This window comes from Salmonella bongori NCTC 12419 (genome assembly GCF_000252995.1).
Taxonomy (GTDB): Bacteria; Pseudomonadota; Gammaproteobacteria; order Enterobacterales; family Enterobacteriaceae; genus Salmonella; species Salmonella bongori.
The window spans coordinates 1,150,977-1,165,713 of record NC_015761.1; the positions used below are offsets into that span (position 1 = coordinate 1,150,977).

Consider the following 14,737-nt stretch of genomic DNA (forward strand, 5'->3'; position numbering starts at 1 on the left):
AGTCTGTCAGAACTGGTAACTGGCAGTGAGGCTCACATTACGCGGCGCGCCGTAAACGACAGCGCCGTCAATATTGGTGTCGTAGGTTTTATCGAACACGTTGTTAATATTCCCCTGTATGGAGAAGTTCTTCGTCACCTGATAGCGCGTAAAGAGATCGACCAGCGCATAGCTGCCTTGTTCGGCGCGGAAAGTGCCGTACGGCGTGACGGTATCTTTGTAAACACGATTCTGCCAGTTCACGCCACCGCCGACGGTTAACTCTGGCATTATCGGCAGACGATAGCGGGTGAATAACTTCATGCTGGTGCGTGGCAGATTGGGATTCACAGCATTGCCTTCATTGTCTTCGGCAATATAACGGGTAGCTCCGAAGGTCATCTGCCAGTTATCGGTCAGCGCGCCGTTGATCTCAAACTCCACGCCTTTGCTGACGGTGCCGTCGGCGGCCATATAGGCGATTTCACCGTTGCTGCCAGCAATCGGCACGCCGGTAGACTGTGCCAGGTTATCCTGCTCAATACGGAACACAGCAAGCGTGGTGGTTAATCGGCTGTTCATCCAGTCGGATTTCAGACCCAGTTCGTAATTTTTCCCGGTAATTGGCTTCAGATAGGCGCCCGAGCTGTCTTTTTTATTTTGTGGCTGGAAGATTGAAGTATAGCTGGCATATGTTGACCAGTTCTCGTTGATGTCATAAACCAGCCCGGCATACGGCGTGGTGTGGTTTTGCACCATACTGTAAGACAGAGTATCAATGCTCCAGTTGGTATAGCGCGCGCCAACGATTAGGTGCAGCGGGTCCGCCAGCGTGATACGAGTGGCGGTGTACAGTGACTTCATCCGTGTGGTGTCGTCCTGCGCCAGGCTCTGTGGATCCCAGCGGGTTTCCGGGAAGTCAGCGCTGTTGAAGCGGTAGAAACTGCCAATCTGATTCGGGAAAACACTGTCCCACGCGCTAAAATAGCGGTTATTCTGCTTGCTGTAGCTGCCGCCGAGCATCAGGTTATGCTGACGGCCAAACAGTTCGTAAGCACCATCAGCAAAGAGATCTATCGCATCTACGTTGCGCTTACCGCTGTTCCAGCCGGTGCCGCCAACCACGGGATAGCTTGTGCCATAAGGACTCACCAACGCGCCTGTTTCTTTATCCACTAACGCGTCGATATACATCATTTTACTGTCGAACTTGACCTCGGTATGCGTCGCATTCAGGGTCGCTTGCCAGTTGTCGGCAAAACGCTGCCGGAGTGTGACGAAGATTTTATTTATCTCTTTGTCATTGTAAGCCCAGTCCGGCGCCGTGCTACGTGCGCGATCATAGCTATTTTTACTGCCATCGGTGTTCCAGCGTGGAAGGCCGCCCCAGGTTGGGCTATTCACATCAATTTTTTGATATTCATAGCCGGCTGAAAGGCCGGTGTTCTCTCCCAGCGAGGCATCAATAATCCCGGAAAAGAACGTTTTCTCGCTATTATAACGATCCAGCCAGGAATCGTTATTCTGATAACCCGCCACGATGCGTCCGCGTACATTGCCATCCAGGGTGAGCGGGCTTTGCAGATCCATAACGTAACGCTGCTTATTCCAGCTACCGTATTCCGTCGAGATATTCCCTTTGAACTCGCGGCTGGTGGCATGTTTACGGATCATATTAATTGAGGCGGATGGATTACCGGTTCCTGTCATCAGACCATTGGCTCCGCGAACCACCTCCACATGTTCATACAGTGCGGTGTCCGTCAGCGCGTCGCCCAGATTCCAGCGGGACTCAAAATACGTTGGAATGCCGTCCACCATATAGTTATCAATTTCGAAACCGCGTGAGTAATAACTGACGCGATCGGAATCGGCCTGGCTTCCGCTAATTCCCGTCGTATTGACCATCACATCGCCCAGCGTTTGCAATTGCTGGTCTGCTATGCGTTGCTGGCTGACAATACTGACAGACTGCGGAATATCGCGTTGGGTCATCGGCATTTTTGTGCCTGCCGTGGTCGTTTTCACGCTGTAATCCTGTTCTTCACGCTTGATGGTGTCGGCAGGCCCTGCGCCTTCGACGATAACGGTCTCTTCCGTTGCAAAGACGGCAGCAGGCGCAAACGCCATCGCAATGTACATGGACAGCAACGTCGGTGCGGCGGCAGGTTGAATGTATTTATCCCGGCGGTATTGAATGAAAGCCATCAGATAATCCTTGCTGGTTAGCGGGCAATGTGAAGAACGCACAATGTGGAATCTTACTTCCAGTAATAGCGGGTTAATGTGCATAAAAATGCAAATGAGAAATATACGCATTTGTATTTAATGTGTAAAACGATATAAATCGTGAAGCTGAAAATATTTTCTGAGCGAATTAAGATGTCGTGGAAAGGGAGATGACGGTAAGTACAGTAGTGTAGCGATTTTTCACTTAAAAAATCGTGGGTTAAAGTTGAAAGGGCGCCGGTAACTCGCTCATACTCTATACTCGCAATGGGGCCTGGCGTAGCATGTGCGTCACAGGGCTATTATGAAAAAGGAAAACGTCGTGGCAGAAGAAACTATATTCAGCAAAATTATTCGTCGTGAGATCCCGTCGGATATCGTTTATCAGGACGATCTGGTCACCGCCTTTCGCGATATTTCACCGCAGGCACCTACGCATATCCTGATTGTTCCCAATATCCTGATCCCGACCGTCAATGACACGACGGCGGAACATGAGCAGGCGCTTGGCCGGATGATCACCGTGGCGGCGAAAATCGCCGAACAAGAAGGAATAGCCGAAGAGGGGTATCGCTTAATCATGAATACCAATCGTCATGGAGGCCAGGAGGTCTATCATATTCATATGCACCTGCTGGGCGGTCGTCCGCTTGGCCCGATGCTTGCGCATAAATAAAGGTTTGTAAGAATGATCAGAGGATGCATCGCGATTTTTCTGGGCTTGCTGCTGCTTACCGGCTGCCGCTCACACCCTGAAATTCCGGTAAGCGATGAGCAGTCGCTGGTAATGGAGTCTACGGTTCTGGCGGCAGGCGTCACCGCAGAACAGCCACAACTGACGGCGTCTGATATCCAGCCATCAGCTTCTTCACGTGTCTATAACGAAAGGCAGGAACCCGTTACTATACATTATCGGTTCTACTGGTATGACGCCCGGGGACTGGAAATGCATCCTCTGGAAACACCGCGTCGTGTCACCATACCCGCGCATTCGTCGGTAACGTTATTTGGCAGCGCCAATTATCTGGGGGCGCATAAGGTCAGGCTTTATCTTTATTTGTAAGGAGTGAACTTTGATAACAAAAATGCATCGCTACGCTGCCGTAGCCGCGCTGGCGATATTTCTCTCCGGGTGTGTGGCGCAACGCGAGCCTGCGCCAGTTGAAGAGGTAAAACCCGCGCCAGAACAACCGACGCAACCGCCACAGCCTCCTGTTGTGCCGTCTGTACCAACGATTCCGCAGCAACCGGGGCCGATAGAACATGAAGATCAAACCGGTCAGCCAGCGCCAAAGGTGCGCCACTATGACTGGAACGGGGCTATGCAACCGATGGTCAGCAAAATGTTGCAGGCTGATGGCGTGACGGCCGGAAGCGTCTTGCTTGTCGATAGCGTAAATAACCGGACGAATGGGTCATTGAACGCGGGTGAAGCAACCGAAACATTGCGTAACGCCCTGGCTAATAATGGTAAATTTACCCTGGTCTCCGTACAGCAATTAGCGGTGGCAAAACAACAGTTAGGGTTGTCTCCGCAGGACAGCCTGGGGACGCGCAGTAAAGCGATAGGTATTGCCCGCAATGTTGGGGCGCAGTATGTGCTCTACTCCAGTGCCTCCGGTAATGTTAACGCGCCCACATTACAGATGCAGTTAATGTTGGTGCAAACGGGCGAGATAATCTGGTCAGGTAAAGGTGCGGTTCAGCAACAATAATTCTTTAACGCGCGACGAGATCCTGTCGCGCTATTTCCCGCAGTATCGTCCTGCCGCCGCCGCATCACAGGGGCTAAGCGGCGGGAGCTGTATTATTGAACATGGTTCCCATCGTATTGTGTTGCGTCGTCATCATGACCCTGATGCCCCGGAGTCCCATTTTCTACGTCATTATCACGCGTTATCCCGCTTACCCGCCAGCCTCACGCCCCGACCGATTTTTTATACCCCTGGGTGGATGGCGGTAGAATATTTGCACGGCGCGGTAAATTCCGTCTTACCGGATGCCGACGAACTGGCGGCCTTATTGTATCATCTGCATCAACAGCCGCGTTTTGGCTGGCGTATCGCACTGTCGCCATTGCTGGCACAGTACTGGGCGTGCTGCGATCCAGCGAGGCGTACGCCGTTCTGGTTGCGGCGGCTAAAATATCTGCAAAAAAAAGGGGAGCCCCGTCCGCTGCGGCTTGCGCCTTTACATATGGATGTCCATGGCGGCAATATGGTATTAACGTCCGCCGGGCTGAAGTTGATTGACTGGGAGTATGCCGGTGACGGCGATATTGCGCTGGAACTGGCGGCGGTATGGGTTGACGATGAATGGCAGCACCGACAACTAACAGATGCTTATGCCGCGCGCGCGCGCATTGATCCACGGCGGTTATGGCGACAGATACGATTATGGCAACCCTGGGTCAACCTGCTGAAGGCTGGGTGGTTCGAATACCGCTGGTGGCAAACCGGCGAACAACAATTTATCAGGCTGGCCGATGAAACCTGGCGTCAGCTACGTATGAAAGGATGAGGAGAGCAGTGTGGGTCCAGTAATGTTGAATGTCGAAGGATGTGAGCTGGATGCGGAAGAGCGGGAGATACTGGCGCATCCGCTGGTTGGCGGGCTCATTCTGTTCACGCGCAATTACCATGATCCGGAACAGCTACGTGAATTAGTTCGACAGATTCGGGCGGCGTCGCGTAACCATCTGGTGGTGGCAGTCGATCAGGAAGGCGGGCGTGTACAGCGTTTTCGCGAAGGATTTACCCGCCTGCCCGCGGCGCAATCTTTCTTTGCGTTACTCGGACAGGAAGAAGGAGGACGGCTGGCGCAGGAAGCAGGCTGGCTGATGGCCAGCGAAATGATTGCGATGGATATTGATATTAGTTTTGCGCCGGTACTGGATGTCGGCCATATCAGCGCGGCCATCGGCGAGCGTGCTTATCATGCCGATCCTACAAAAGTACTGGCAATGGCGACGCGCTTTATTGACGGTATGCATGACGCCGGAATGAAAACAACCGGTAAACATTTTCCCGGTCACGGCGCAGTCACGGCGGATTCCCACAAAGAGACGCCATGCGATCCGCGCCCTGAAGCTGTCATTCGTGACAAAGATATGTCGGTATTTCGCACGCTGATTAGCGAGAATAAGCTGGATGCGATTATGCCTGCGCACGTCATCTACAGCGCGGTTGATTCGCGTCCGGCAAGCGGGTCGCCACACTGGTTGAAAACCGTGCTACGTCAGGAACTGGGTTTTGATGGCGTGATTTTCTCTGATGATCTCTCGATGGAAGGGGCGGCGATTATGGGTAGCTATGCTGAACGCGCTCAGGCATCGCTGGACGCGGGTTGCGATATGATTCTGGTCTGTAATAATCGTAAAGGCGCAGTCAGCGTGTTGGATAATCTGTCGCCGATCAAAGCAGAGCGTGTTACACATTTGTATCATAAAGGTTCATTTTCGCGCCGGGAGCTCATGGACTCAGCACGCTGGAAAACCGCCAGTGCTCAGCTCAACCAGTTGCATGAACGCTGGCAGGAAGAAAAAGCAGGTCATTAACTCGAGTTTTCGTGAGGGTGCCAGATGATTATTTATTTACACGGTTTTGATTCAAATAGTCCGGGCAACCATGAGAAAGTGTTGCAATTACAGTTTATCGACCCGGATGTCAGGCTGGTAAGTTACAGTACGCGGCATCCTAAGCATGATATGCAGCATCTGCTGAAAGAAGTGGACAAAATGTTGCAACTTAATGTGGACGATCGGCCTTTAATCTGTGGGGTAGGGCTTGGTGGTTACTGGGCGGAGCGGATTGGTTTTCTGTGCGATATCCGTCAGGTCGTGTTTAACCCGAACCTGTTTCCCTATGAAAACATGGAAGGGAAAATTGATCGCCCGGAAGAATACGCTGACATCGCCACGAAGTGTGTGACTAACTTTCGCGAAAAAAACCGCGATCGTTGTCTGGTGATCCTTTCTCGTCATGACGAAGCGCTGGACAGCCAGCGTTCAGCAGAAGCGCTTCACCCGTATTATGAAATTGTGTGGGATGAGGAACAGACCCACAAGTTCAAAAACATTTCGCCGCACTTACAACGTATTAAAGCCTTTAAAACGCTGGGGTGACGCCTTGATGGCGCTGCGTTTATCGGGCTGACAGAGTCCGTGACCGTAAGCCGGATAAGGTGTTAGCGGCGCTATCTGGCCATACGGCATTGTCGATAACCGGGACCAGCCTGCGGGCTGGTTTTTTATGCTCAACTTCCGCTTGTTGTCTATCTTTTCAGCATCAAAACTTGATGCACATCAATTTTGGTATGACCAATGCACCGTTCATGCTATTCTCATATCAGAAGCTAATGTTCATTGACGTAACTTGTTGTTAATTAAAGGCTATGTAAATAACTTTTAATTAACAATTGGTTAATAAATTTAAGGGGGTCACGTTGACTACACCATTAAAAAAGATCGTGATTGTCGGCGGCGGCGCTGGCGGACTGGAAATGGCGACACAGTTAGGCCATAAACTGGGGCGCAAGAAAAAAGCGAAAATCACGCTGGTAGACAGAAACCATAGTCACCTGTGGAAACCGTTGCTGCACGAAGTAGCAACCGGTTCTCTGGATGAGGGCGTTGATGCGCTGAGCTATCTGGCTCATGCGCGTAATCACGGTTTTCAGTTTCAACTGGGGTCGGTAATGGATATCGACCGGGAAGCGAAAACTATCACTATTGCTGAATTGCGTGATGAAAAGGGTGAGCTTCTGGTTCCGGAGCGCAAAATCGCGTATGACACGCTGGTCATGGCGCTGGGCAGCACCTCTAATGATTTCAATACGCCGGGTGTAAAAGAGCATTGTATTTTCCTCGACAACCCGCATCAGGCACGCCGTTTCCACCAGGAGATGCTGAACCTGTTCCTCAAATATTCGGCTAACCTGGGGACTAACGGTAAGGTTAACATCGCTATCGTTGGCGGCGGCGCCACCGGGGTTGAGCTGTCGGCTGAATTGCACAATGCGGTAAAACAGCTGCATAGCTATGGTTATAAAGGGCTGACCAACGACGCGCTGAATGTGACTCTGGTTGAGGCTGGTGAGCGTATTTTGCCTGCGTTGCCGCCGCGTATCTCCAGCGCTGCGCATAATGAACTGACCAAACTGGGCGTTCGTGTTCTGACTCAAACCATGGTTACCAGTGCTGACGAGGGTGGTTTGCACACCAAAGAAGGGGAATATATCCAGGCTGACCTGATGGTATGGGCGGCTGGTATTAAAGCGCCAGATTTTATGAAAGATATTGGCGGTCTGGAAACTAACCGCATTAATCAGCTGGTGGTGGAGCCGACCCTACAAACGACGCGCGATCCTGATATTTACGCGATTGGTGACTGCGCCTCCTGCGCTCGCCCTGAAGGGGGCTTTGTACCGCCTCGTGCCCAGGCCGCGCATCAGATGGCCAGCTGCGCAATGAATAACATTCTGGCACAAATGAATGGCAAACCGCTGAAAGCCTATCAGTATAAAGATCATGGTTCGCTGGTGTCGCTGTCCAACTTCTCTACGGTAGGCAGCCTGATGGGGAACCTGACCCGCGGTTCCATGATGATTGAAGGGCGTATCGCCCGCTTCGTGTATATCTCGCTATACCGTATGCATCAGATAGCCTTGCATGGATACTTTAAAACCGGGTTGATGATGCTGGTGGGGAGTATTAACCGCGTCATTCGTCCGCGCCTGAAACTGCATTAATCTTTCTGCGGCTCACCGGCTGTTTTGTCGGTGAGCGCTGCTCAGTACTGACGCTATCTTTCTTCGGAGTTGTCCGAATCCTTCGGCTTTACCTGATAATCCTGCATTTTTCATCCTCATTCCGATTGGCTCTGTTCGCATACTGGTTGCAAAATTGTTACCAATAGCAACGAAGGAGGAACTCCCGTGAATAAATCAATGTTGGCGGGTATAGGGATTGGCGTAGCGGCTGCGCTGGGTGTGGCGGCGGTAGCCAGTCTCAATGTCTTTGATCGTGGTCCGCAATATGCGCAGGTCATATCGGCTAAACCCATTAAAGAGACGGTAAAAACGCCGCGTCAGGAGTGTCGTAATGTTACGGTCACGCATCGCAAGCCAGTGCAGGACGAAAACCGCATTGCCGGCTCGGTACTTGGCGCAGTAGCCGGGGGCGTGATTGGACACCAGTTTGGTGGCGGCCGCGGTAAAGATGTGGCGACAGTAGTCGGGGCGTTGGGCGGGGGATATGCAGGTAACCAGATTCAGGGGTCATTACAAGAAAGTGATACTTACACTACCACGCAACAGCGCTGTAAAACGGTGTATGACAAATCTGAAAAGATGCTTGGCTACGACGTGACGTACAAAATTGGCGATCAGCAGGGTAAAATCCGTATGGACAAAGACCCCGGAACGCAGATCCCTCTCGACAGTAATGGTCAATTAATTCTGAATAACAAAGCATAAAAAAGTTGTACTCTGCAAGTTAGCCCCTCATTCGCTCAGGCTGAGGGGCTTTTTTTTATCAGAAACTGCGTCGTTCAGGACTTGAGTAGTTCAGGCCAGATGCGCAACGTTGTCTGCGCAATTTGCATCAGTTGTTCGAAAGTGGCGCCTTCACGGGCGCTAATCGACATACCCTGTAAAATACAGTTTAAATATTCCGCGAGCGTCTGTGGGTTACAATGTGACGGAATTTCGCCGTGCTCCTGACGCTGGCGCAAAAACTGGACGAGCGTCTGTTCCTGCATAGCGTGGCGTGATTTTACTGTACGGGCGATTTCGCGCGAGGAGGCCGCCAGGGTGGCGGAGGTATTGATCATAAAGCAGCCTGCCGGCGTATCTGTACTGGTAAAGCAGGCGGCAATTTCTCTGAAATAATCTTCCAGCGCGGATTCAACGCTTTTCCCTTCGCAAAAGAGCTGGGCTTCATGCTTTGAGGCAAAGCGGGTGATGTAGCGATCCAGTACGGCGCGAAATAATCCTTCTTTGTTGGTGAACTCCGCATAGAGGGTAGGTGCTTTTGCCCCGGTAGCCTCTACGAGATCGGCAAGCGAGGTTGCTTCATAACCGTGCTGCCAGAAAAGTGCCATGGCCTTATCAAGCGCGGCTTCCCTGTCGAACACTTTCGGTCGGCCACGGCTTTTCTTCACGCAACGTGTGGTATCTGTTGTCATAATGCCGTTGTACCTGCTTAGGAGGGAATCTTTATTATAAAAACAAACGACGTCTGGCTCCAGAGTATTCATTAGAAAAATAAATCAATTCTATTCACATGAAAAATAACACCTTTATAAATTATATAACGATCATTATAAAAAGAGGTTGACGTGTGATATAGATCACATCTATGATTAATTTATCGATCGTTAAGTTAATGCTTACGATACCTGTTCATCTGCAAAAGGTCACCACTATGAAAAACGTAAAAACCCTCATCGCTGCCGCAGTTCTTGGTTCGCTCTCGTTCGCCAGTTTTGCTGCCGTTGAAGTGCAGGCAACGCCAGAAGGTCAACAGAAATTCGGTACGATTTCTGCGAATGGCGGAACTAATCTCGGATCGCTGGAAGATCAACTGGCACAGAAAGCGGAAGAAATGGGCGCGAAGTCTTTCCGTATTACCTCTGTTACGGGTCCAAACACACTTCACGGTACCGCGGTTATCTACAAGTAAGCCTTAACCCTCATTAATGCTACTGCGATTGCCAGCATAAAAAGAAAAAGCCACGCGATACATCGCGAGGCTTTTTTGTCGGTCAGATAAAGTACTGGTCGCTATCCGGCTACCTTATGAAGCCATAATACCGTAACGTTTACAGCGACTGCGGTTTTGTCTCCGGATGACGGGTCACGTCTACAGGCATTCCGGAACGTGCTTCCATAACATGATCCATGACTACAGCGTCGGTCTGCGGCGCGTCTTTAAACGTCTGCATGGGACCATTCAGGATAATCGGCAGTACCTGAGGATCGTCACCAATATTTTTAGACAGCGGCTGATGAACCTCTACCAGCCGTACGCCGCCAGGTTCTACCGAAGCTTTAATCGGCGTATTAATGATATTCACTTTGGTTCCCGGCGTAACCTGGCGGAACAAGGTCTCTATATCGCCATCGCGCAGGCGGATACAGCCGGAACTGACGCGCATACCAATGCCAAAATCGGCATTAGTGCCATGCAGCAGATAAACACCGCCGTAAGCCGCTAAACGAATTGCATGATGCCCCATCGGGTTATCGGGCCCGGCAGGCACGACAGCGGGAAGATCGATGCCTTGCGCTTTATAGCGTGCGCGAATATTCGCAGTAGGCGTCCATGTCGGGTTGGCGCGTTTATCTGATACGGTTGTTACCATCGTTGGCGTTAACGTATCGCCGCCCAGTTGACCAATTCCGATAGGGTAGACCGTAACGGTATTTTTCCCGGGTTGATAATAATAAAGGCGTAATTCCGCAAGATTAATGACAATGCCCTCGCGCGGCACATCCGGCAGCAGTGTTTGCAGCGGAATCGTCAGTACGCTGCCTGCACGTGGCACATATGGGTCAATGCCGGGGTTGGCCTGTAACAAAGCTAAAAAACCCACGTTATATTTTTTGGCGATAGCTTCCAGCGAACCGCCGTCGTCTTCAACGACATGAAATTTATTTTCCCCTACCAGTCGACTGCCGGGAGGTGGAAGAGGCCAGGTATTCGCCTGCGTGGGGAGGGCAAGCGTTATGGTCGCAGCAAGCGCGATAAACGCCAGCCAGCGAGAGAGTCGCGTATTTTTTAACATTACAATAAACCCATGATTATTATATGGTTATTTTTATAAAAGAAGAAATAAGAATTATGGCGGTTGGCTGTGTCTGGAATTGCAGGGAAGTGCAAAGAATTTGTAAAGATGAGGCCGGGTGAGAGGAAATGACACCCGGCCTGATGTTTATGTGATGGCGTTTTCTTCCAGTTGTTGCATAAACTGTCGTACCCAGTCTATGCGCGTTTTCCGTTCGCTTAAATCCTGAATAAACTTGAGGCGTGTCGGGCCATCCAGACGGAAATGCTGCGGTTGTTTTTGCAGTAACCCAATAAGCCAGGCGGGATCGACATGGTTTTTCTCTGCAAACTCAATTGTTCCGCCTTTCTCGTTACTTTCCAGTTTTCGGATACCGAGCTTTTGCGCCTGTTGGCGCAGGCGGGCGATATCCAGTAGATTACGTGCCGGATCGGGTAGCAAGCCGAAGCGATCGATCAATTCCACTTTGATTTCTTCCAGCTCGTTTTCGCTCTTCGCGCTGGCAATGCGTTTATAGAACGACAGTCGGGTATTAACATCCGGAATAAAATCATCCGGCAGTAACGAGGGCATTCGTAACTCGACTTCCGTTTGCTGACTGGTGAGATCTTCCAGCGATGGTTCGCGGCCTGCTTTCAACGCATCGACCGCATTTTCCAGCAGTTCCATATAAAGCGAGAAGCCAATGGTTTCCATTGAGCCACTTTGCTCTTCACCCAACAGTTCGCCCGCGCCGCGGATTTCCAGATCGTGGGTCGCCAGCGCAAACCCGGCGCCTAAATCCTCCAGCGACGCAATCGCTTCCAGCCGTTTTTGCGCATCGGTGGTCATCGCTTTAGGATGCGGCGTTAGCAGCCAGGCGTAGGCCTGATGGTGCGAACGTCCTACACGACCGCGTAACTGGTGTAACTGTGCGAGGCCAAAATGGTCCGCGCGTTCGATAATAATCGTGTTCGCGGTGGGGATATCAATCCCCGTTTCGATAATGGTGGTACACACCAGCACGTTAAAACGTTGATGATGGAAATCGTTCATCACCCGTTCCAGCTCCCGTTCACGCATCTGCCCATGACCAATGGCGATGCGTGCTTCTGGCACCAGTTCCGCCAGTTTTTCTGCCGCTTTTTGAATGTTTTCCACGTCGTTGTACAAATAGTAAACCTGACCGCCACGCAGAATTTCACGCAGAATGGCTTCCCGCACGACCAGACTATCGTACTCACGGACAAAGGTTTTTACCGCCAGACGGCGGGCAGGCGGCGTCGCGATAATGGAGAGATCGCGCATACCGCTCATCGCCATATTCAGTGTCCGCGGGATAGGCGTCGCCGTAAGCGTCAGAATATCCACGTCGGCGCGCATCGCTTTAATCCGTTCTTTGTGGCGCACGCCGAAACGGTGTTCTTCATCGACAATCAGTAAGCCAAGATCGCGCAGCTTGACATCGCTTTGCAGCAACTTGTGGGTGCCGATCAGAATGTCAATTTTACCCTCAGCGGCTTCCGCCAGGATTTGCGCCTGTTCTTTGGCGCTGCGAAAGCGAGAGAGCATCTCAATGCGTACCGGCCAGTTGGCGAAACGATCGCGGAAATTGTCATAGTGCTGTTGCGCCAGCAGGGTGGTCGGCACCAGCACGGCGACCTGTTTATGGTTCTCCACCGCCAGGAATGCGGCGCGCATCGCCACTTCGGTTTTACCGAAGCCTACGTCACCGCAGACCAGCCTGTCCATCGCCAGCGGTTGGCACATATCGCTCAATACGGCATTAATAGCCTGCGCCTGATCAGGGGTCGTTTCAAACGGGAAGCTGTCGCAGAACAATTGATACTGTTCACGATCGTGCTTAAAGGCAAACCCTTCTTTTGCCGCTCGTTGCGCATAAATATCCAGGAGTTCCGCCGCCACATCGCGCACTTTTTCTGCCGCTTTTTGCCGGGCGCGCGACCAGGCGTCGCCACCCAGTTTATGGAGCGGTGCATTCTCTTCCGCGCCGCCAGCATAGCGGCTAATCAGATGCAATGAGGAGACAGGGACATACAATCTGGCGTCATTGGCGTACGTGAGCATCAGATACTCGCCTTTAATGCCGCCAGCCTCAAGTGTGGTCATGCCGGCATAGCGCCCGACGCCGTGTTCAAGATGCACCACCGGTTGGCCGACGTGTAACTCCGCCAGGTTACGAATTAACGTATCCGGATTAATCGTGCGGCGGGAATCCTGGCGACGGCGCGCGACCCGTTCACCCAACAGATCGCTTTCACAAATCAGCGCCAGATGACGTTGGGCGTCGATAAAACCATGTTCCGCAGCGCCAATCATCAGATAGCGTCCCGCATCCTGCGCCTCGTTCAGACGCAAAATCCGTTTTGGCGCGATTTTTATGCGGGCAAGCAGTTCCCCCAGCGCTTCGCGACGCCCCTCGCTTTCCACGGAGAAAATCACCGGGCCGCTAAAAGATTCAAGGAATTTACGTAGCGCGTCCAGCGGCGCTTTTTGCTGCGCCTGGATAGCCAAATCTGGTAATTTCTGGAATCCGAGATTGGTATTAGCCGCTTTTTCCGGCAAATGTTCGGTTTTAAGCTGCAGGCGAGGCCAACGTTTAAGCTCGGAAAAAAGCTCCTCCACCTTCAGCCAGAGCGCTTTCGGCGGCAGAAGCGGGCGCATAGGATCGACGCCGCGGTTTTCAAAACGCGCCAGCGTATCGGCCTGAAAGCGTTCTGCGCTGGTTTCCAACGAGCCGGTATTCACCACCAGAGTATTGGCGGGAAAGTAGCTGAATAACGGTGGTAGTGGTTCGCTGAAAAAGAGCGGCTGCCAGTATTCGATCCCGGCGGGCAGGGTACCTTTGCTAACCTGTTGATAAATGTGTTCGGCGTCGCGTTTCACCTCAAAGGTATCACGCCATTGACTGCGGAAAAGCTCAATGGCGGCTTTGTCGGTAGGGAACTCGTGCGCAGGCAGTAAATTGATTGCCTCAACTTCTTCCAGCGTGCGCTGGGTATCTGCATCAAACAGACGCAGACTGTCGATTTCATCATCAAAAAAGTCGAGACGATAAGGCTGTTCGCTGCCCATCGGGAAAAGATCCAGCAGCGCACCGCGCGTCGCGTATTCACCATGCTCCATGACCTGATCGACGTGCCGATAACCGGCGCTGTCAAGTTGCACGCGCAGGGCGTCGCGGGACAGCCGCTGGCCTTTTTTCATCACCAGCGCATGGCCATGCAAGTAGCTATGCGGGCATACGCGTTGCATCAGAGTATTTACCGGCACAATCAAGACGCCGCGCTGCATTGATGGCAACTGGTAGAGCGTAGACAGACGCGAAGAGATAATCTCCTGATGGGGGGAGAAGCTGTCATACGGCAGTGTTTCCCAGTCGGCCAAATTCATGACCATTTGATCGGTAAACTGGCGGATTTCATCATGGAGTCGCAGAGCATTTTGCATGTCAGGTGCTAAAAGCACCACCGGGCCGGTATGTTGTTCGGCTATCTCCGCCACCAGCGTGGCGCAGGCGGCGCCGGTAAGCTCGCCCAGCTGGCGCTGATCGCCCGCTTTTGTTGGCAGCGTGTAACGTTGTTTTTCAGGCATAACGATTGTCTGTATCTCTTTTTGTTTTACGCCACACTTTACGCGTCATCCTTCAGGCTGCTTCATGATTGGCTGCACGCCGTGACAGCATGAAGGGCTCAGGTATTCAGGGGCATATCACTGATAAGCAATGTTCTTTATTATCCGCG

13 protein-coding genes are annotated in these 14,737 nt (G+C 51.9%); 9 read left to right on the forward strand and 4 right to left on the reverse strand.

What is annotated here, in order from left to right:
- Positions 1–6: 6 nt before the first annotated feature.
- Positions 7–2,187: a ferric-rhodotorulic acid/ferric-coprogen receptor FhuE gene (gene fhuE / locus SBG_RS05435; protein WP_000874159.1), complete on the reverse strand. Its 2,181-nt coding sequence runs from the start codon at positions 2,185–2,187 to the stop codon at positions 7–9.
- Positions 2,188–2,530: 343 nt separating this feature from the next.
- Between fhuE and hinT the strand changes: the two genes are divergently transcribed.
- The 8 genes from hinT (at position 2,531) to SBG_RS05475 (ending at position 8,682) form a co-directional block, all read left to right on the forward strand.
- Positions 2,531–2,884 carry a purine nucleoside phosphoramidase gene (gene hinT / locus SBG_RS05440; RefSeq protein ID WP_015702824.1) on the forward strand — a complete coding sequence of 118 codons (354 nt, stop codon included), beginning with the start codon at positions 2,531–2,533 and terminating at the stop codon, positions 2,882–2,884.
- 12 nt (positions 2,885–2,896) lie between these two features.
- The gene (locus tag SBG_RS05445; RefSeq protein WP_000617904.1) at positions 2,897–3,271 is read left to right on the forward strand and encodes a YcfL family protein; all 375 of its coding nucleotides are present in this window, start codon (positions 2,897–2,899) and stop codon (positions 3,269–3,271) included.
- 13 nt (positions 3,272–3,284) lie between these two features.
- Complete coding sequence (gene lpoB, locus SBG_RS05450) at positions 3,285–3,923, forward strand: penicillin-binding protein activator LpoB (RefSeq protein ID WP_024134990.1); 639 nt, start codon at positions 3,285–3,287, stop codon at positions 3,921–3,923.
- Positions 3,904–4,728: a thiamine kinase gene (gene thiK / locus SBG_RS05455; protein ID WP_001212572.1), complete on the forward strand. Its 825-nt coding sequence runs from the start codon at positions 3,904–3,906 to the stop codon at positions 4,726–4,728. The genes lpoB and thiK overlap by 20 nt, the downstream gene beginning before the upstream one ends.
- A gap of 10 nt (positions 4,729–4,738) precedes the next feature.
- Positions 4,739–5,764: a beta-N-acetylhexosaminidase gene (gene nagZ, locus SBG_RS05460; protein WP_000529343.1), complete on the forward strand. Its 1,026-nt coding sequence runs from the start codon at positions 4,739–4,741 to the stop codon at positions 5,762–5,764.
- Positions 5,765–5,788: 24 nt separating this feature from the next.
- On the forward strand, positions 5,789–6,331 hold the full coding sequence (gene ycfP / locus SBG_RS05465; protein ID WP_000587939.1) for an alpha/beta hydrolase YcfP: 543 nt from the start codon (positions 5,789–5,791) through the stop codon (positions 6,329–6,331).
- 320 nt (positions 6,332–6,651) lie between these two features.
- Positions 6,652–7,956, forward strand: coding sequence for an NADH-quinone dehydrogenase (gene ndh / locus SBG_RS05470; protein WP_000211058.1), 1,305 nt, complete (start codon positions 6,652–6,654; stop codon positions 7,954–7,956).
- A 186-nt stretch (positions 7,957–8,142) separates the two neighbouring features.
- A complete protein-coding gene (locus SBG_RS05475; protein WP_001043444.1) occupies positions 8,143–8,682 on the forward strand; it encodes a glycine zipper 2TM domain-containing protein in 540 nt (179 codons plus the stop codon).
- A gap of 74 nt (positions 8,683–8,756) precedes the next feature.
- Here SBG_RS05475 and comR read toward each other — a convergent pair whose 3' ends face one another.
- Positions 8,757–9,392, reverse strand: coding sequence for a TetR family copper-responsive transcriptional repressor ComR (comR, locus tag SBG_RS05480; protein ID WP_000205977.1), 636 nt, complete (start codon positions 9,390–9,392; stop codon positions 8,757–8,759).
- A gap of 239 nt (positions 9,393–9,631) precedes the next feature.
- Between comR and bhsA the strand changes: the two genes are divergently transcribed.
- Positions 9,632–9,889, forward strand: coding sequence for a multiple stress resistance protein BhsA (bhsA, locus tag SBG_RS05485; RefSeq protein ID WP_000800157.1), 258 nt, complete (start codon positions 9,632–9,634; stop codon positions 9,887–9,889).
- Positions 9,890–10,028: 139 nt separating this feature from the next.
- Here the strand turns inward: bhsA and ldtC are convergent, their stop codons facing one another.
- A complete protein-coding gene (gene ldtC / locus SBG_RS05490; protein WP_000917046.1) occupies positions 10,029–10,994 on the reverse strand; it encodes a L,D-transpeptidase LdtC in 966 nt (321 codons plus the stop codon).
- A 147-nt stretch (positions 10,995–11,141) separates the two neighbouring features.
- Entirely contained in the window at positions 11,142–14,588 is a 3,447-nt protein-coding gene (gene mfd, locus SBG_RS05495) for a transcription-repair coupling factor (protein ID WP_001114317.1), read from the reverse strand.
- Between the last annotated feature and the right edge of the window lie 149 nt (positions 14,589–14,737).

Bases quoted from the DNA above. Each gene is read 5' to 3' on its own strand.
- SBG_RS05445 (WP_000617904.1), top strand. From the start codon at position 2,897: ATGATCAGAGGATGCATCGCGATTTTTCTGGGCTTGCTGCTGCTTACC.
- comR (WP_000205977.1), bottom strand. From the start codon at position 9,392: ATGACAACAGATACCACACGTTGCGTGAAGAAAAGCCGTGGCCGACCG.
- bhsA (WP_000800157.1), top strand. From the start codon at position 9,632: ATGAAAAACGTAAAAACCCTCATCGCTGCCGCAGTTCTTGGTTCGCTC.
- mfd (WP_001114317.1), bottom strand. From the start codon at position 14,588: ATGCCTGAAAAACAACGTTACACGCTGCCAACAAAAGCGGGCGATCAG.
- fhuE (WP_000874159.1), bottom strand. From the start codon at position 2,187: ATGGCTTTCATTCAATACCGCCGGGATAAATACATTCAACCTGCCGCC.
- ycfP (WP_000587939.1), top strand. From the start codon at position 5,789: ATGATTATTTATTTACACGGTTTTGATTCAAATAGTCCGGGCAACCAT.
- ldtC (WP_000917046.1), bottom strand. From the start codon at position 10,994: ATGTTAAAAAATACGCGACTCTCTCGCTGGCTGGCGTTTATCGCGCTT.